This is a genomic window from Brochothrix campestris, from assembly GCF_046058945.1.
Lineage (GTDB): Bacteria > Bacillota > Bacilli > Lactobacillales > Listeriaceae > Brochothrix > Brochothrix campestris.
Genome location: NZ_CP175511.1, coordinates 1,611,108 through 1,627,112 on the forward strand (window position 1 = coordinate 1,611,108; position 16,005 = coordinate 1,627,112).

A 16,005-nucleotide genomic window follows, 5' to 3' on the forward strand; every position below is an offset into this window, starting at 1 on the left:
AATTCCTCCTATTTTTTGAACCATTTTATTAGTAGTCTATCAAATGCCTCTGGCGCTTCGAAATGGACGATGTGTCCGGCGTTAGCGACAGTAGCAATTTCAAGTTGTGGCTGAACGGCCTGCATCTCGGAAGCAAGTTGGCGATACTTCGCATCTAAGCGCCCCACAACACTAAGGATTGGGCAGGTCAACTGCGATAGCTCAGACCAATAGCTCGGTTGAGCACCGGTGCCCATTCCGCGCAATGATGCACTTAATCCCGCAACGCTATTGTGCAAGCGTTGTTGACGAAGTCTTAAACGCTGTGGTGTCGGTAACTGCTGTTGGGAGACAAAGAGGGGAATTTTTTCCCAAAAGGAAATAAAAGCCTCTAAGCCCTCCTGTTCAAGACGTTGGGCCAGTCGTTCATCATGTTCGCGACGTGCCTCTTGCTCAGTTTGTGTCCTAAGCCCTGGTGAACTGCTTTCAAGCACTAAGTGCGTGACACGCTCCGGATATGTACAGGTCAAGCCAAGTGCGAGCCTGCCCCCCATTGAGTAGCCTACAACTGCAAAGGCCTTTATGTCAAGCACATTTACAATTTCGATTAAATCAGTCACTTGCTCAGCATACGAACAGGCCGACTGTGCCGCAAGACCGTGACCCGCTAATTCAATGCGCAGGTGACGGTGATGCGATAGCTTTAAACTCGTGCGTTCAAAGGTTGCTGGACTGCCGGTAAAGCCATGTAACCACAAAATAACAGGCAGGTGTGTTGCGCCCTCATCAATCACGCGATACGAACGGTCATTGACCGTTAACTCATAACAACTCATGGTCAATCACTGCTTTTATATTATCCCATACACTGCGGTGTGTGACTACATTTTCATACCGATTTGTTTTCACTTCGATAATATTTAAGCCTTTATGGTGTTCGGCGCGATCAAGTGTGTCTTGAAAATCTTCCCAATCTTGCACAGCATGGTACGTTGCATCGTATAAATTGGCCGCTTTTTCAATTGAAATATCGGTTGGTGTTCCAAATAACTGTTCAAAATGACGTGGACTCTCGGACTGTGGTAAGAATGAGAAGATACCACCCCCATTATTATTAATCACAATCAGCGTCAAATTTAATTGATGCGTACGTGCCATCAACAACCCGTTCATATCATGATAAAAGGTGACATCGCCCATTAAGGCATACATCGGTTGTTGGGTAACGCTCATCCCCAATGCAGTTGAAATATTACCATCAATCCCATTTGCACCTCGGTTAGCGACGATTCTCACCTGTTTATTCGTCTGGATAAAGAACGTATCAATATCACGGATTGGCATACTGTTTCCAACATATAATGCGGCCTCATTCGGTAAATGTTGTTGTAATTGTGCCACGACTTTGCCTTCATCGAGCGTTTCAATCGCTGCTAAATATTGGTTCATACATGTTTTGCTCAGCCTATTTAATCGCTGCCATTGGTCATACCACTCACTGTCACGTTGTGCTTGATCGACTGATGCAAGCAAGCCTTCGACAAATACTGTTTCATCACAGTGCACCATATCAGTAGCTGCTTTAATTGGATCACGCCACATTGACCCTGGGTCGATGATAATATGACGAGCATCAACAAGCGTTTCAAGATACTGACTTAAAAATTTTGAAACAGGCATTGCCCCCATTCGGATGATGACCTCTGCTCTAACTTGTTCTTTCACACTCGCGAAACGAAAGAGACTGTCATATTGATCAATCACCTGATACTCATTCTGACCAAAAGAACGCAGTTGTGACAGAGGATCGGCTAAAACAGGAAAACCCAGTTGGTGTGATAATTGCACTATTTGTGCTGCTAATGCTGGTGCAACCTGTAAATCGCCCATGACAATCAAGCCTTTTTTACCGTGACACAGGGTTAACATTTCTGCCAACAATTCCGAGCTGACTGTCTCGTTGGTCGAATAAATATGCACGTGATGGCGCTTCTGTTCGCCGCTGAACGGCGATGGCTCTAATAATGGCATCAATGGCTGTCTTAATGGAAAATTCAAGTGAACAGGTCCACGAGGGGCTTTTAAGGCGATATCTACTGCCCGAGCACCTTGCCACTTCGCATAGTTGAGTAATTCGGCACTCGCCTCAGGCAAGGCCATCTCCACAAATTCTTTCACATGGTGACCGTATAAATGAATTTGATCGATTGCTTGGGGTGCACCAACACCTCTCAATTCATGTGGACGATCTGAAGTGAGTACCACCAACGGGATGTTCGATAAATTCGCCTCAACGACAGCTGGCATGTAATTGGCAGCTGCTGTGCCTGAAGTACACAATAGCACAACAGGTCGTAATGATGCTTTTGCTAACCCGAGTGCAAAAAAACCAGCTGAACGTTCATCGATATCGATGTAAATTTTCAAGGTCGGATGTTCTGCCATTAACATCGCTAATGGGGTTGACCGCGAACCTGGACTAATAACGGCCTCTTTAACGCCGGCTTGTACGATTTCTTCGATAAATGCGGCTAAATATTGCGTCATTTCAATTTGATGTTTTGTCATTGTGAGCGCCTCCTAATAATCTTAACATCGGTTGAAACTTCAAGGCTGTTTCATTCCATTCTGTTTGCGGCTCTGAGTCAGCCACGATGCCACAACCAGCAAATAATCGAACCTGTTGGTTAGCTGCCACAAGTGAACGGATACCAACGGCAAACTCGCCATTTTCACTCGCATCGTACCACCCAATCGGGGCTCCGAAAAAGCCTCGAATTTGTGGTTCTTCTTGGGCGATCCACTCGAGCGTTTTTTGTGAAGGAAACCCTCCTAACGCAGGGGTTGGATGCATTTTTTTGACCAAGCTTAAAAATGATGTCCCGGCATTTAATTGTGCCTTAATCGGCGTATATAAATGTTGGATGTCGCGGTTGCTTAAGATGGCTGGTGTCTCTTGATAAACCATATCATGACATAACGGTTTTAGCTTAGCTGTAATCATATTCACAACAATTGCATGTTCATGTCGGTTTTTAGCATCGGCTAATAGTACTTGCGCTAATTGGTTGCGTTCGGTGTCTGTTGAACCGGTTTCGATTGAACCGGCTACGCCTGCTGAATAAATCGTTTCAGCTTCCTTAAACAGTAAACGTTCAGGTGATGCACCTAAAAAACTAGTTCCTTGATAACGCATTAAAAAGCGATAGCAGTTTGGTTGTTGGCTAATTAACGTTGCCATCACCTGACCACTGTGCAAGTCTCGCTTAAGTTCAACTGCTTTTTGACGCGACAACACCACTTTTGTAAAACTAGTAGCCTTAATCGCATCGATGCTTTTTTGAATCATCATTGTCCAATTGGCTGGTGTAATTAAATCCGTTTCACTCACAATCGCATTGTGTTCATTAATCTGTTTTTTTACCGATAACACGATTTTCGACCGCAGTTCACGTTCGACTTCTGCCACTGTTTGATGCGGTTGTACTAAATAGTTCAGAGTGATTGTATCGCGGTCAACTGTACTACGCCACATCACTTCGGGCAACATGAACAGCTGTCTGCCATAGTTTTGCCAGATTGTCCCATCTGTTGGGACCTCCGCATTAAAGTTAAAGCCGCCAAAAATAAGCGGTTCGCCATCACGTGTTGAGCCATCTGTATATAAAATCGCGTTTGCTTTCAAGTTATCCCATGCACGCTGAATACTAGCAGTCGTTGTATCAAAGACCTTGATACTTTTCAACCCTAAAAAGCGTAACTCATCATCAGGTGTTTGCCAATAAAACGCATCTTCACCAGGTGATAAATTGGTTAATAATGTATTGAAGTCATTGTTCGACTGTGTTTGCACCCAACTAATTAAGGTGGCTTGGTCGCTCTGTTTTGCTCGCTCAACTCCTTCTTCAATTAAAGCAGTTACTGTCTTTACTAATTTCATTTTATATCGCTCCTAAATAGATGGGCTTATTGATGTTAGTGGCCCTACTTATCCTCAGTTTCTAACTGTTCTTGTTCTCAATAAGCTTATGTTTACTATGCCACAACAATTATAACAAAAAATAGCGTGCTATCATACTTTTACTTATTGTTCGACTACTTTAATATGGTATAGTTAGATTTGAATAACGTTGGATAAAAGGAGAGGATTTTTTTGAAACAAGGTCAGACACCAAAACTGGCTCGTATAACACAAAATAAATGGTGGAAACTTTTACGCCCACACACGTTGGCTTCGAGTTATGTTCCTGTATTTGTCGGTAGCGCCGCAGCATTACACTATACAACATTTAAGGTGTTACCATTTTTAGCAATGCTTTTTGCAGCCTTTTTAATTCAGACAGGTACGAATTTGTTTAATGAGTACTACGACTATAAACGTGGGCACGACGATGAAAATAAGGTCGGGCATGGTGGGGCTATTACAAACGAAAAAATGTCAGCAAGCTTCATCCGTAACCTTGCCTTTTTAAGTTTTATCATCGCCTTACTACTCGGTCTGTATTTATGTGTGACTGTTAGTTGGTATTTAGCCCTCATCGGTCTTATTTCGATGATTGTTGGTTTTTTATATACCGGTGGGCCACTGCCAATCGCTCATACGCCTTTAGGTGAATTGATGGCCGGCTTTTTCATGGGTGGTATTATTACCTACATTAGTTTCTTTATTCAAACCGATTTCATCAATCAGGTGATTGTTTATCTCTCATTGCCGTTAATCTTAATGATTGGTAATATGCTGTTAGCCAATAGTTTACGTGATCTTGAAGAAGATACCCGTAACGGTCGCTTAACACTGGCCATCCTCTTAGGGAAACGTTGGGGCACTGTCTTATATGCAGCTCTCTGGTTAATTTCTTTTGGTTGGACTTGGTCACTCATCTTCACGATTCATTTAACACCATTCTTATTGTTAACTCTAATCGCTATACCTCCTGCTGCAATCTCTGTCATCGTCTTTTGGCGTCAAACAGAAGTCATCAAAATGATTCCAGGTATGGCGAACTGTTCAAAAGCGATTAAATATTACGGATTGCTAACGACCTTAGCCTTATTAATTAGTTTAGCCTTTTAAAGCTCTCCCACTTCGAAGATTATCCGAAGTGGGGCTTTTTTTGATGGGTTCTATAATTTATAGTGTTGGTGACGAAATATGTCGCTAACACTATTTTTAGGCAAAAAAAGAGAAACATATATAAATTCCCTTTAAAATAAAGTCGCTGAACCAATCCAAAGGAGGAATTATATATGTCTCATACCACTCATTCGATCGCATTTTCTACAGGAATTAAAGCTGTAAATATAAACTCCACTGAAAATTGGTGTTCTCGTCAAAAAGTGAACGGTACTGAGGGTATTTGTTATTTCGAATCACTCACTTATAAACCAGAGCGCTGCTCTCATTATGGCAGAACTTCTAAAAATTTCAACATCATCACATATGATGTTAAGACGTCGCGTATCGCTATACACCTTTGTTCAAATAGATGATGACCTCTCCTGGTATTATAAATTACTTGACTCACTTGAATGAGTCATTCAAAGCAACTGACAGTTGTCTTTGACCAGCGTAATTTTTAAGCTTACAATGCACTTCTTCATCAAAAACATAGCGCTGTTTCTCACTATTTTTAAAAAACCTACGAACGTTACGTAAATATTCAGACGCAATCACTAATAGTTTTATCTATCGTTATTCAAATGGACATTTAGAAGGCATCAATAACAAGATTAAGCTTATCAAACATGTTAGTTTTGGTTATCAGAATTTCACTAATTTTCGAAATCGCATTCTTCTCTGCATCACTAATTAATCATATACAAAAAAAGGATTGTAGAACTTAATCTACAATCCAAAAAGCTTCTTAATTTAAGCGAAAGTTTACTCACCAACACTATTTGACATAGAGCCCATTATTTCAACAAAAAAACATCAGCTACTCGAGCTAATGCTTTAAAAGATGACCCGTACGGGATTCGAACCCGTGATACCGCCGTGAAAGGGCGGTGTCTTAACCGCTTGACCAACGGGCCTTAAAAAATGAAACGGAGAAAGAGGGATTTGAACCCTCGCGCCGCTTTCGCGACCTACACCCTTAGCAGGGGCGCCTCTTCAGCCACTTGAGTATTTCCCCTAACTCCGCAAGTAGGGCTCGAACCTACGACAACACGATTAACAGTCGTGTGCTCTACCAACTGAGCTATTGCGGATAACAATGGGCCTAAATGGACTCGAACCATCGACCTCACGCTTATCAGGCGTGCGCTCTAACCAGCTGAGCTATAGGCCCTGTTTTTTGTGCTAAAGCGAGTGATCGGGATCGAACCGACGACAACAGCTTGGAAGGCTGTAGTTTTACCACTAAACTACACTCGCATATCAAAGGCGGATGATGGGGATCGAACCCACGCATGCCTGAACCACAATCAGGTGTGTTAACCACTTCACCACAACCGCCATAATACTATGGCTCAGGACAGAGTCGAACTGCCGACACACGGAGCTTCAATCCGTTGCTCTACCAACTGAGCTACTGAGCCAAAAAAAAAACGGTCTGGACGGGACTCGAACCCGCGACCTCCTGCGTGACAGGCAGGCATTCTAACCAACTGAACTACCAGACCAAAAACGTGTTTGCAATCTCTTGCAATTGCGGGAGCTGGATTTGAACCAACGACCTTCGGGTTATGAGCCCGACGAGCTACCAGACTGCTCCATCCCGCGATAATATAAATGATACATGATAAAAAGGAGGATGAGGGATTCGAACCCCCGCGCGATTTTACTCGCCTGACGGTTTTCAAGACCGTTCCCTTCAGCCAGACTTGGGTAATCCTCCGAAATGTGTTGCTATTAAATTGTTACTCATAAGTGAGTTAAGGAGGATGAGGGATTCGAACCCCCGCGCGATTTTACTCGCCTGACGGTTTTCAAGACCGTTCCCTTCAGCCAGACTTGGGTAATCCTCCGAAATTGTGTTGTTATTAAATTGTTACTCATAAGAGTTAAGGAGGATGAGGGATTCGAACCCCCGCGCGATTTTACTCGCCTGACGGTTTTCAAGACCGTTCCCTTCAGCCAGACTTGGGTAATCCTCCGAAATGTGTTGCTATTAAATTGTTACTCATAAGTGAGTTAAGGAGGATGAGGGATTCGAACCCCCGCGCGATTTTACTCGCCTGACGGTTTTCAAGACCGTTCCCTTCAGCCAGACTTGGGTAATCCTCCGAAATAATAAATGTTATTTTGTTAATGGACCTTGTAGGACTCGAACCTACGACCGGACGGTTATGAGCCGTCTGCTCTAACCAACTGAGCTAAAGGTCCTACATTACAAAATAATAATAGCGGCAGAGGGAGTCGAACCCACGACCTTTCGGGTATGAACCGAATGCTCTAGCCAGCTGAGCTACACCGCCATGTTGTTATAATGAGTTACTTAAAAGTTGGTGGAGCCTAGCGGGATCGAACCGCTGACCTCCTGCGTGCAAGGCAGGCGCTCTCCCAGCTGAGCTAAGGCCCCATTAATTGGGTATGATATTCCGATTGTAAATTCATACAATCGGGAAGACAGGATTCGAACCTGCGACCCCTTGGTCCCAAACCAAGTGCTCTACCAAGCTGAGCTACTTCCCGTTTGGTAATGCGCCCAAGAGGAGTCGAACCTCTAACCGCTTGATTCGTAGTCAAGTACTCTATCCAGTTGAGCTATGGGCGCTCATTTTAAATTGTGTTACAATGCCGAGGGCCGGAATCGAACCGGCACGGTGATCACTCACCGCAGGATTTTAAGTCCTGTGCGTCTGCCAGTTCCGCCACCCCGGCTAATATGGGTATATTCTACTTACAAGCGAAAGACGGGATTCGAACCCGCGACCCCCACCTTGGCAAGGTGATGTTCTACCACTGAACTACTTTCGCGTATGAGCCGTGCTGGGCTCGAACCAGCGACCCTCTGATTAAAAGTCAGATGCTCTACCAACTGAGCTAACGGCTCTTGTTGTTGAACAACAAGATTAATAATAACATTTTAATGTCGATTTGACAATCATTTTTTTCAAAATGTATGCCGACTGCAGAAGTCGAATCCGCGACCTACTGATTACAAATCAGTTGCTCTACCAGCTGAGCTAAGTCGGCTAAAAAAAGTATTGATTTGATGCAAGTGTTGCAATGACCCGTACGGGATTCGAACCCGTGATACCGCCGTGAAAGGGCGGTGTCTTAACCGCTTGACCAACGGGCCTTAAAAAATGAAACGGAGAAAGAGGGATTTGAACCCTCGCGCCGCTTTCGCGACCTACACCCTTAGCAGGGGCGCCTCTTCAGCCACTTGAGTATTTCCCCTAACTCCGCAAGTAGGGCTCGAACCTACGACAACACGATTAACAGTCGTGTGCTCTACCAACTGAGCTATTGCGGATAACAATGGGCCTAAATGGACTCGAACCATCGACCTCACGCTTATCAGGCGTGCGCTCTAACCAGCTGAGCTATAGGCCCTGTTTTTTGTGCTAAAGCGAGTGATCGGGATCGAACCGACGACAACAGCTTGGAAGGCTGTAGTTTTACCACTAAACTACACTCGCATATAAAAGGCGGATGATGGGGATCGAACCCACGCATGCCTGAACCACAATCAGGTGTGTTAACCACTTCACCACAACCGCCATTATTTTAATGGCTCAGGACAGAGTCGAACTGCCGACACACGGAGCTTCAATCCGTTGCTCTACCAACTGAGCTACTGAGCCTTACTAAACGGTCTGGACGGGACTCGAACCCGCGACCTCCTGCGTGACAGGCAGGCATTCTAACCAGCTGAACTACCAGACCAAAAACGTGTTTGCAATCTCTTGCAATTGCGGGAGCTGGATTTGAACCAACGACCTTCGGGTTATGAGCCCGACGAGCTACCAGACTGCTCCATCCCGCGATAATATAAATGATACATGATAAAAAGGAGGATGAGGGATTCGAACCCCCGCGCGATTTTACTCGCCTGACGGTTTTCAAGACCGTTCCCTTCAGCCAGACTTGGGTAATCCTCCGGAAATATAATAGCGGCAGAGGGAGTCGAACCCACGACCTTTCGGGTATGAACCGAATGCTCTAGCCAGCTGAGCTACACCGCCATGATGTTTATTGCATTTTTTATTGAAAAATAATGGTGGAGCCTAGCGGGATCGAACCGCTGACCTCCTGCGTGCAAGGCAGGCGCTCTCCCAGCTGAGCTAAGGCCCCATTAATCGGGTATGATATTTCGATTGTAAATTCATACAATCGGGAAGACAGGATTCGAACCTGCGACCCCTTGGTCCCAAACCAAGTGCTCTACCAAGCTGAGCTACTTCCCGTTCGGTAATGCGCCCAAGAGGAGTCGAACCTCTAACCGCTTGATTCGTAGTCAAGTACTCTATCCAGTTGAGCTATGGGCGCTCATTTTAAATTGTGTTACAATGCCGAGGGCCGGAATCGAACCGGCACGGTGATCACTCACCGCAGGATTTTAAGTCCTGTGCGTCTGCCAGTTCCGCCACCCCGGCTAATATGGGTATATTCTACTTACAAGCGAAAGACGGGATTCGAACCCGCGACCCCCACCTTGGCAAGGTGATGTTCTACCACTGAACTACTTTCGCGTATGAGCCGTGCTGGGCTCGAACCAGCGACCCTCTGATTAAAAGTCAGATGCTCTACCAACTGAGCTAACGGCTCTTATCTGTTTGTTTTTGTCAACAAAGATAAGTATAACATTTTTTTGTTGTTTTAACAACTATTTTCCGAATTTTTTTCAAAAAATATATGCCGACTGCAGAAGTCGAATCCGCGACCTACTGATTACAAATCAGTTGCTCTACCAGCTGAGCTAAGTCGGCAAAAAAATGGTGGGGGTTGACGGGCTCGAACCGCCGACCCTCTGCTTGTAAGGCAGATGCTCTCCCAGCTGAGCTAAACCCCCATTGCTTGGCGACGTCCTACTCTCACAGGGGGAAACCCCCAACTACCATCGGCGCTAAAGAGCTTAACTACTGTGTTCGGGATGGGAACAGGTGTATCCTCTTTGCTATCGTCACCAAACATGTGTTTGAATTTCATCTAACCATCGTTCTTCATCGTTGTCTCCTTCGTCTCAATTGTCACATACAAACGTATGCTCCGCAATCAACTCATTGACGCCTTGAATAACTCGCTTATCTAAAATTTACATTAATAGATAAATCATCTACTAATTGCTTGGATAATTATGAAATTATCATGAAAGCTTGCACTCTCAAAACTGAATACTAATTGATTTTTTTCGAAAGGTAACAACCCATCGTCATTTTCGCTTTTAAAACTTAATAAGGTTAAGTCCTCGACCTATTAGTATTCGTCCGCTCCGTACATCGCTGCACTTCCACTCCGAACCTATCAACCTGATCGTCTCTCAGGGGTCTTACTCACATAAAGTGATGGGAAATCTCATCTCGAGGGGGGCTTCACGCTTAGATGCTTTCAGCGTTTATCCCTTCCACACATAGCTACCCAGCGATGCTCCTGGCGGAACAACTGGTACACCAGCGGTGTGTCCATCCCGGTCCTCTCGTACTAAGGACAGCTCCTCTCAAATTTCCTGCGCCCGCGACGGATAGGGACCGAACTGTCTCACGACGTTCTGAACCCAGCTCGCGTACCGCTTTAATGGGCGAACAGCCCAACCCTTGGGACCGACTACAGCCCCAGGATGCGATGAGCCGACATCGAGGTGCCAAACCTCCCCGTCGATGTGGACTCTTGGGGGAGATAAGCCTGTTATCCCCGGGGTAGCTTTTATCCGTTGAGCGATGGCCCTTCCATGCGGAACCACCGGATCACTAAGCCCGACTTTCGTCCCTGTTCGACTTGTAGGTCTCACAGTCAAGCTCCCTTGTGCCTTTACACTCTGCGAATGATTTCCAACCATTCTGAGGGAACCTTTGGGCGCCTCCGTTACTCTTTAGGAGGCGACCGCCCCAGTCAAACTGCCCATCTGACACTGTCTCCCACCCCGATAAGGGGTGCGGGTTAGAATGGTCATGTCACAAGGGTAGTATCCCACCAACGCCTCATCCGAAGCTAGCGCTCCGGAGTCCAAGGCTCCTACCTATCCTGTACAAGTGACACAAACATTCAATATCAGATTGCAGTAAAGCTCCACGGGGTCTTTCCGTCCTGTCGCGGGTAACCTGCATCTTCACAGGTACTATAATTTCACCGAGTCTCTTGTTGAGACAGTGCCCAAATCGTTACACCTTTCGTGCGGGTCGGAACTTACCCGACAAGGAATTTCGCTACCTTAGGACCGTTATAGTTACGGCCGCCGTTTACTGGGGCTTCAATTCGCACCTTCGCTTGCGCTAAGCACTCCTCTTAACCTTCCAGCACCGGGCAGGTGTCAGCCCATATACTTCATCTTACGATTTTGCATAGACCTGTGTTTTTGGTAAACAGTCGCTTGGGCCTATTCACTGCGGCTCTCTCAGGCTTTCACCTTAATAGAGCACCCCTTCTCCCGAAGTTACGGGGTCATTTTGCCGAGTTCCTTAACAAGAGTTCTCTCGCTCACCTTAGGATTCTCTCCTCATCTACCTGTGTCGGATTGCGGTACGGGCAGTCATTAACTAACTAGAGGCTTTTCTTGGCAGTGTGGAATCAGAACCTACGGCACTAGGTGCCACCACATCACAACTCAGCTTACGCGGAAAGCGGATTTGCCTACTTTCCTGCCTAATTGCTTGTACATGCATATCCATCAGCATGCGTTCGTATCCTACTGCGTCCCCCCATCGCTCAAACATTAATGACTGGTACAGAAATATCAATCTGTTGTCCATCGCCTACGCCTATCGGCCTCAGCTTAGGTCCCGACTAACCCTGGGCGGACGAGCCTTCCCCAGGAAACCTTAGATATTCGGTGGACGGGATTCTCACCCGTCTTTCGCTACTCATACCGGCATTCTCACTTCTAAACACTCCACCAGTCCTCACGGTCTGACTTCGCTGTCTTTAGAACGCTCTCCTACCACGAACATCATAGATGTTCATCCACAGTTTCGGTAATACGTTTAGCCCCGGTACATTTTCGGCGCGGTGTCACTCGACTAGTGAGCTATTACGCACTCTTTAAATGGTGGCTGCTTCTGAGCCAACATCCTAGTTGTCTAAGCAATACTACATCCTTTTCCACTTAACGTATATTTAGGGACCTTAACTGGTGGTCTGGGCTGTTTCCCTCTCGACAATGGATCTTATCACTCACTGTCTGACTCCCGAGTATAAGTCGATGGCATTCGGAGTTTATCTGAATTCAGTAACCCTAGATGGGCCCCTAGTTCAAACAGTGCTCTACCTCCACGACTCTCTACCTCGAGGCTAGCCCTAAAGCTATTTCGGAGAGAACCAGCTATCTCCAGGTTCGATTGGAATTTCTCCGCTACCCACACCTCATCCCCGCAATTTTCAACTTACGTGGGTTCGGACCTCCAGTAAGTTTTACCTTACCTTCATCCTGGACATGGGTAGATCACCTGGTTTCGGGTCTACGCCTACTAACTAATTCGCCCTATTCAGACTCGCTTTCGCTGCGGCTCCGTCTTCTCGACTTAACCTTGCTAGTAAACGTAACTCGCCGGTTCATTCTACAAAAGGCACGCTATCACCCATTAACGGGCTTTAACTACTTGTAGGCACACGGTTTCAGGAACTATTTCACTCCCCTTCCGGGGTTCTTTTCACCTTTCCCTCACGGTACTGGTACACTATCGGTCACTAGGGAGTATTTAGCCTTACGGGATGGTCCCCGTGGATTCCGACGGAATTTCTCGTGTTCCGCCGTACTCAGGATACATTCTGGAGAGAAGCGCTTTTCGTTTACGGGACTGTTACCCTCTTTGGTTAACCTTTCCAGGTTACTCAACTAAACGCTTCCTTTGTAACTCCGTGTAGAATGTCCTACAACCCCAAAGAGCAAGCTCTTTGGTTTGGGCTGTTTCCGTTTCGCTCGCCGCTACTCAGGAAATCGATTTTTCTTTCTCTTCCTGCAGGTAATAAGATGTTTCAGTTCCCTGCGTCTGCCGTCAAACAACCTATGTATTCAGTTGTAGACACTATGCGATCAAGCATAGTAGGTTTCCCCATTCGGAAATCTCTGGATCAAAGCTTACGTACAGCTCCCCAAAGCATATCGGTGTTAGTCCCGTCCTTCATCGGCTCCTAGTGCCAAGGCATTCACCGTGCGCCCTTTCTAACTTAACCTTCAGATTTGTGTTCGTTGTTAAACAACTACTAACGCCTCTTTACTAATCACCTTACGGTTTTTAGTTCGACATAATGAACATATGTCTGGTTGGTCGTGCGATACGACCTGATGATTATAAATCACCTAAAATGAGTCTCGGTTGTTACTTGGTCTTTCTATTTCATATCAATTAGTATTCAGTTTTCAAAGAACAAACATAAATGAGAAGATTGACTTCTCAAAACTAAACGAACAAGCAGATGTCATACAACAATTAATGTAACTTGTCACACCCGAAGGTGTGTTCCTATTCCTTAGAAAGGAGGTGATCCAGCCGCACCTTCCGATACGGCTACCTTGTTACGACTTCACCCCAATTATCTATCCCACCTTAGACGGCTAGCTCCCGAAGGTTACCAAACCGGCTTTGGGTGTTACAAACTCTCGTGGTGTGACGGGCGGTGTGTACAAGGCCCGGGAACGTATTCACCGTAGCATGCTGATCTACGATTACTAGCGATTCCGGCTTCATGCAGGCGAGTTGCAGCCTGCAATCCGAACTGAGAATAATTTTATGGGATTGGCTCCACCTCGCGGCTTCGCGACCCTTTGTATTATCCATTGTAGCACGTGTGTAGCCCAGGTCATAAGGGGCATGATGATTTGACGTCATCCCCACCTTCCTCCGGCTTACACCGGCAGTCACTTTAGAGTGCCCAACTTAATGCTGGCAACTAAAATCAAGGGTTGCGCTCGTTGCGGGACTTAACCCAACATCTCACGACACGAGCTGACGACAACCATGCACCACCTGTCACTTTGTCCCCGAAGGGAAAGTTCTGTCTCCAGAATGGTCAAAGGATGTCAAGACCTGGTAAGGTTCTTCGCGTTGCTTCGAATTAAACCACATGCTCCACCGCTTGTGCGGGCCCCCGTCAATTCCTTTGAGTTTCAACCTTGCGGTCGTACTCCCCAGGCGGAGTGCTTAATGCGTTAACTGCAGCACTAAGGGGCGGAAACCCCCTAACACTTAGCACTCATCGTTTACGGCGTGGACTACCAGGGTATCTAATCCTGTTTGCTCCCCACGCTTTCGCGCCTCAGCGTCAGTAACAGACCAGAGAGCCGCCTTCGCCACTGGTGTTCCTCCAAATATCTACGCATTTCACCGCTACACTTGGAATTCCACTCTCCTCTTCTGTCCTCAAGTCTTCCAGTTTCCAATGACCCTCCCCGGTTGAGCCGGGGGCTTTCACATCAGACTTAAAAGACCGCCTGCGCGCGCTTTACGCCCAATAATTCCGGACAACGCTTGCCACCTACGTATTACCGCGGCTGCTGGCACGTAGTTAGCCGTGGCTTTCTGGTTAGATACCGTCAAGGGGTGAACAGTTACTCTCACCCTTGTTCTTCTCTAACAACAGAGCTTTACGACCCGAAGGCCTTCTTCGCTCACGCGGCGTTGCTCGGTCAGACTTTCGTCCATTGCCGAAGATTCCCTACTGCTGCCTCCCGTAGGAGTTTGGGCCGTGTCTCAGTCCCAATGTGGCCGATCACCCTCTCAGGTCGGCTATGGATCGTCGCCTTGGTAAGCCATTACCTTACCAACTAGCTAATCCAGCGCGGGTCCATCTCACAGTGACAGCCGAAACCGTCTTTCACTTGAACATCTTATGATGTTCAGCACATTCGGTATTAGCATCGATTTCTCGATGTTATCCCCAGCTGTGAGGCAGGTTACCCACGTGTTACTCACCCGTCCGCCACTAACTTCAAAGGAGCAAGCTCCTTATCCGTTCGTTCGACTTGCATGTATTAGGCACGCCGCCAGCGTTCGTCCTGAGCCAGGATCAAACTCTCGTTAAAAAGTAACGGTGTTTAAACCGTCAAATGATCCTTAACTAGTTCGCTAGCTAAAAATTTATTACTTGTTGTCGTTACGAAATTAATTGGTTAAACTCCTAAGAGTTTAAGCATATAACATCTTTTTGTTCGTTCAGTTTTCAAAGGTCAATCGTTATCGGCTCTCGCTGACAACTGCTTTAGTATATCACGCCCGCTGATTTGAGTCAACAACTTTTCTATCAAATAAAATTGTTTCTCCCAAGAAACTTCTTTAGGACTTACTAATAATAACATGTTGTCTCTCAGTTTGTCAACTGTTTTTCGAAGGCATTGTTTCTCATACCTAGCTTTACAAAATCAACGTACTCTCAATATAAGAGTAGTTCAAAAAAATCATTTTGCATTCCCGCAACTGTTTTTCTTCCTTCTCTTATCAAGGACATTTTCTATAATACCAAATCATTTTACTGCCGTCAACAAGTTTTCAAACTTTCTTTTTGCACTCATCACAAAGACCATAAACTTCTAGCCGATGACGTGAAATAGCAAACCCAGTGACATGAGCTGCTAAGCTTTCAACTTCTTCTAAACCTGGATACGAAAAATCAACTATTTTTCCACAATTATCACAAATCGCATGGTAATGTTCATGCGAGGCAAAATCAAAGCGACTCGATACATCACCATAAGACAGTTCTTTCACAATCCCCGCATCCTTGAATACATGAAGATTATTATAGACAGTTGCAACGCTCATATTTGGATAATTCGGAGCCAACGCTTTATATATCTCATCTGCAGTCGGATGTGTATGGGCTTCGATTAGAAAGTTTAAAATTGCTCGTCTTTGTGGCGTAATTCTCACACCTCGATGTTTTAAAACATCAATCGCTTCTTGTAGATGATCATGTGTATGTTCCAT

5 protein-coding genes, 41 tRNA genes, 3 rRNA genes and 1 pseudogene are annotated in these 16,005 nt (G+C 45.8%); 2 read left to right on the forward strand and 48 right to left on the reverse strand.

The genetic code is table 11. The annotated features are described in order from the left end of the window. Positions 1 to 8 precede the first annotated feature (8 nt). Genes menH through ACJYYY_RS07800 form a run of 3 tightly spaced genes read right to left on the reverse strand, consistent with a single transcriptional unit; the run spans position 9 to position 3,919 of the window. Entirely contained in the window at positions 9 to 815 is an 807-nt protein-coding gene (gene menH / locus ACJYYY_RS07790; protein WP_035315000.1) for a 2-succinyl-6-hydroxy-2,4-cyclohexadiene-1-carboxylate synthase, read from the reverse strand. After that, positions 802 to 2,547, reverse strand: a complete 1,746-nt coding sequence (menD, locus tag ACJYYY_RS07795) for a 2-succinyl-5-enolpyruvyl-6-hydroxy-3-cyclohexene-1-carboxylic-acid synthase (protein WP_408868803.1) — start codon at positions 2,545 to 2,547, stop codon at positions 802 to 804. Before menD ends, menH begins: the two co-directional genes overlap by 14 nt. Further along, positions 2,528 to 3,919, reverse strand: a complete 1,392-nt coding sequence (locus ACJYYY_RS07800) for an isochorismate synthase MenF (RefSeq protein WP_408868804.1) — start codon at positions 3,917 to 3,919, stop codon at positions 2,528 to 2,530. Before ACJYYY_RS07800 ends, menD begins: the two co-directional genes overlap by 20 nt. 213 nt (positions 3,920 to 4,132) lie before the next feature. Between ACJYYY_RS07800 and ACJYYY_RS07805 the strand changes: the two genes are divergently transcribed. Both ACJYYY_RS07805 and ACJYYY_RS07810 read left to right on the forward strand, forming a co-directional pair. Continuing rightward, entirely contained in the window at positions 4,133 to 5,053 is a 921-nt protein-coding gene (locus ACJYYY_RS07805) for a 1,4-dihydroxy-2-naphthoate polyprenyltransferase (protein ID WP_051456984.1), read from the forward strand. A gap of 565 nt (positions 5,054 to 5,618) precedes the next feature. Next, a pseudogene (locus ACJYYY_RS07810) lies at positions 5,619 to 5,792 on the forward strand (transposase); the annotation flags it as partial. Positions 5,793 to 5,940: 148 nt separating this feature from the next. Here ACJYYY_RS07810 and ACJYYY_RS07815 read toward each other — a convergent pair. The 45 genes from ACJYYY_RS07815 to perR all read right to left on the reverse strand — a co-directional run bounded on the left by ACJYYY_RS07815 (position 5,941) and on the right by perR (position 16,005). Next, a tRNA-Glu gene (locus tag ACJYYY_RS07815) sits at positions 5,941 to 6,012 on the reverse strand. Between the two features lie 13 nt (positions 6,013 to 6,025). Continuing rightward, a tRNA-Ser gene (locus ACJYYY_RS07820) sits at positions 6,026 to 6,113 on the reverse strand. Positions 6,114 to 6,116: 3 nt separating this feature from the next. Then, positions 6,117 to 6,189, reverse strand: a tRNA-Asn gene (locus ACJYYY_RS07825). A gap of 6 nt (positions 6,190 to 6,195) precedes the next feature. Next, positions 6,196 to 6,269 (reverse strand) — tRNA-Ile (locus tag ACJYYY_RS07830). 15 nt (positions 6,270 to 6,284) lie between these two features. Next, positions 6,285 to 6,355, reverse strand: a tRNA-Gly gene (locus ACJYYY_RS07835). Positions 6,356 to 6,363: 8 nt separating this feature from the next. Next, a tRNA-His gene (locus ACJYYY_RS07840) sits at positions 6,364 to 6,436 on the reverse strand. Between the two features lie 10 nt (positions 6,437 to 6,446). Continuing rightward, a tRNA-Phe gene (locus ACJYYY_RS07845) sits at positions 6,447 to 6,519 on the reverse strand. A 10-nt stretch (positions 6,520 to 6,529) separates the two neighbouring features. Further along, a tRNA-Asp gene (locus tag ACJYYY_RS07850) sits at positions 6,530 to 6,603 on the reverse strand. A 26-nt stretch (positions 6,604 to 6,629) separates the two neighbouring features. Further along, positions 6,630 to 6,703, reverse strand: a tRNA-Met gene (locus tag ACJYYY_RS07855). A gap of 25 nt (positions 6,704 to 6,728) precedes the next feature. Beyond that, a tRNA-Ser gene (locus ACJYYY_RS07860) sits at positions 6,729 to 6,818 on the reverse strand. Between the two features lie 40 nt (positions 6,819 to 6,858). Beyond that, positions 6,859 to 6,948 (reverse strand) — tRNA-Ser (locus tag ACJYYY_RS07865). A gap of 39 nt (positions 6,949 to 6,987) precedes the next feature. After that, positions 6,988 to 7,077: transfer RNA gene (locus tag ACJYYY_RS07870), tRNA-Ser, on the reverse strand. A gap of 40 nt (positions 7,078 to 7,117) precedes the next feature. Beyond that, positions 7,118 to 7,207, reverse strand: a tRNA-Ser gene (locus tag ACJYYY_RS07875). 25 nt (positions 7,208 to 7,232) lie between these two features. Then, a tRNA-Ile gene (locus ACJYYY_RS07880) sits at positions 7,233 to 7,306 on the reverse strand. A gap of 18 nt (positions 7,307 to 7,324) precedes the next feature. Continuing rightward, positions 7,325 to 7,398: transfer RNA gene (locus ACJYYY_RS07885), tRNA-Met, on the reverse strand. Positions 7,399 to 7,426: 28 nt separating this feature from the next. Continuing rightward, positions 7,427 to 7,502, reverse strand: a tRNA-Ala gene (locus tag ACJYYY_RS07890). Between the two features lie 39 nt (positions 7,503 to 7,541). Further along, positions 7,542 to 7,615, reverse strand: a tRNA-Pro gene (locus ACJYYY_RS07895). A gap of 8 nt (positions 7,616 to 7,623) precedes the next feature. Then, a tRNA-Arg gene (locus tag ACJYYY_RS07900) sits at positions 7,624 to 7,697 on the reverse strand. 21 nt (positions 7,698 to 7,718) lie between these two features. Next, positions 7,719 to 7,804: transfer RNA gene (locus ACJYYY_RS07905), tRNA-Leu, on the reverse strand. Positions 7,805 to 7,828: 24 nt separating this feature from the next. Further along, a tRNA-Gly gene (locus ACJYYY_RS07910) sits at positions 7,829 to 7,900 on the reverse strand. A 3-nt stretch (positions 7,901 to 7,903) separates the two neighbouring features. Next, a tRNA-Lys gene (locus ACJYYY_RS07915) sits at positions 7,904 to 7,976 on the reverse strand. A gap of 70 nt (positions 7,977 to 8,046) precedes the next feature. Then, positions 8,047 to 8,119: transfer RNA gene (locus ACJYYY_RS07920), tRNA-Thr, on the reverse strand. Between the two features lie 34 nt (positions 8,120 to 8,153). Beyond that, a tRNA-Glu gene (locus ACJYYY_RS07925) sits at positions 8,154 to 8,225 on the reverse strand. Between the two features lie 13 nt (positions 8,226 to 8,238). Next, positions 8,239 to 8,326: transfer RNA gene (locus tag ACJYYY_RS07930), tRNA-Ser, on the reverse strand. A 3-nt stretch (positions 8,327 to 8,329) separates the two neighbouring features. Then, positions 8,330 to 8,402, reverse strand: a tRNA-Asn gene (locus ACJYYY_RS07935). Between the two features lie 6 nt (positions 8,403 to 8,408). Then, positions 8,409 to 8,482, reverse strand: a tRNA-Ile gene (locus tag ACJYYY_RS07940). A gap of 15 nt (positions 8,483 to 8,497) precedes the next feature. Next, positions 8,498 to 8,568 (reverse strand) — tRNA-Gly (locus ACJYYY_RS07945). Positions 8,569 to 8,576: 8 nt separating this feature from the next. Next, a tRNA-His gene (locus ACJYYY_RS07950) sits at positions 8,577 to 8,649 on the reverse strand. A gap of 11 nt (positions 8,650 to 8,660) precedes the next feature. Continuing rightward, positions 8,661 to 8,733 (reverse strand) — tRNA-Phe (locus ACJYYY_RS07955). Positions 8,734 to 8,741: 8 nt separating this feature from the next. Then, a tRNA-Asp gene (locus ACJYYY_RS07960) sits at positions 8,742 to 8,815 on the reverse strand. Positions 8,816 to 8,841: 26 nt separating this feature from the next. Beyond that, positions 8,842 to 8,915 (reverse strand) — tRNA-Met (locus tag ACJYYY_RS07965). Positions 8,916 to 8,940: 25 nt separating this feature from the next. Then, positions 8,941 to 9,030: transfer RNA gene (locus ACJYYY_RS07970), tRNA-Ser, on the reverse strand. 10 nt (positions 9,031 to 9,040) lie between these two features. Then, positions 9,041 to 9,114: transfer RNA gene (locus ACJYYY_RS07975), tRNA-Met, on the reverse strand. 33 nt (positions 9,115 to 9,147) lie between these two features. Next, positions 9,148 to 9,223: transfer RNA gene (locus ACJYYY_RS07980), tRNA-Ala, on the reverse strand. 39 nt (positions 9,224 to 9,262) lie between these two features. Then, a tRNA-Pro gene (locus ACJYYY_RS07985) sits at positions 9,263 to 9,336 on the reverse strand. A gap of 8 nt (positions 9,337 to 9,344) precedes the next feature. Continuing rightward, a tRNA-Arg gene (locus ACJYYY_RS07990) sits at positions 9,345 to 9,418 on the reverse strand. A 21-nt stretch (positions 9,419 to 9,439) separates the two neighbouring features. Continuing rightward, a tRNA-Leu gene (locus tag ACJYYY_RS07995) sits at positions 9,440 to 9,525 on the reverse strand. Between the two features lie 24 nt (positions 9,526 to 9,549). Further along, a tRNA-Gly gene (locus ACJYYY_RS08000) sits at positions 9,550 to 9,621 on the reverse strand. Between the two features lie 3 nt (positions 9,622 to 9,624). Then, positions 9,625 to 9,697, reverse strand: a tRNA-Lys gene (locus tag ACJYYY_RS08005). 88 nt (positions 9,698 to 9,785) lie between these two features. Further along, positions 9,786 to 9,858 (reverse strand) — tRNA-Thr (locus tag ACJYYY_RS08010). 7 nt (positions 9,859 to 9,865) lie between these two features. Next, positions 9,866 to 9,941: transfer RNA gene (locus ACJYYY_RS08015), tRNA-Val, on the reverse strand. Positions 9,942 to 9,944: 3 nt separating this feature from the next. After that, positions 9,945 to 10,060 (reverse strand): 5S ribosomal RNA (gene rrf, locus ACJYYY_RS08020). Positions 10,061 to 10,325: 265 nt separating this feature from the next. Then, a 23S ribosomal RNA gene (locus ACJYYY_RS08025) occupies positions 10,326 to 13,255 on the reverse strand. A 301-nt stretch (positions 13,256 to 13,556) separates the two neighbouring features. Continuing rightward, positions 13,557 to 15,104 (reverse strand): 16S ribosomal RNA (locus ACJYYY_RS08030). Together the 16S, 23S and 5S rRNA genes with 41 tRNA genes alongside form the textbook arrangement of a ribosomal RNA operon. A 463-nt stretch (positions 15,105 to 15,567) precedes the next feature. After that, entirely contained in the window at positions 15,568 to 16,005 is a 438-nt protein-coding gene (gene perR / locus ACJYYY_RS08035; protein ID WP_035315411.1) for a peroxide-responsive transcriptional repressor PerR, read from the reverse strand.

Bases quoted from the DNA above. Each gene is read 5' to 3' on its own strand.
- perR (WP_035315411.1), bottom strand. From the start codon at position 16,005: ATGGAACATACACATGATCATCTACAAGAAGCGATTGATGTTTTAAAA.
- menH (WP_035315000.1), bottom strand. From the start codon at position 815: ATGAGTTGTTATGAGTTAACGGTCAATGACCGTTCGTATCGCGTGATT.
- ACJYYY_RS07800 (WP_408868804.1), bottom strand. From the start codon at position 3,919: ATGAAATTAGTAAAGACAGTAACTGCTTTAATTGAAGAAGGAGTTGAG.
- menD (WP_408868803.1), bottom strand. From the start codon at position 2,547: ATGACAAAACATCAAATTGAAATGACGCAATATTTAGCCGCATTTATC.